Raw genomic sequence first — 269 nt, forward strand, 5'->3', positions numbered from 1 at the left:
GACTCTCCTATGAAAGAACACCCGTCATATACTTGGTCTTCAGAGATTGTAGAGCTGCCGTAAATGTATGGAAAGACATGAGAGGCTGTCTTTGACTTAGAGCATGGTGATATAACCCTTGCATAAATAAGTTGCGTAATTAAGTCAAATACAGAGAACTGAAAACGCATTTGAGAAGCAAGTATATCAATAGTTTCCTTAACATCAAGCTCATCAATCAATGAGTAGAGCAAGAAGTGTCCTATATTAAGTTCAACAGGAGTGGAAAA

1 pseudogene is annotated in these 269 nt (G+C 37.5%); it reads right to left on the minus strand.

Going from position 1 to position 269, the window contains the following annotated elements:
• Positions 1-269 (minus strand): annotated as a pseudogene (locus SBH76_RS13695) (IS1634 family transposase); the annotation flags it as partial.

The organism is Lachnoanaerobaculum sanguinis (assembly GCF_033242365.1).
In the GTDB taxonomy this organism is placed as follows: domain Bacteria; phylum Bacillota; class Clostridia; order Lachnospirales; family Lachnospiraceae; genus Lachnoanaerobaculum; species Lachnoanaerobaculum sanguinis.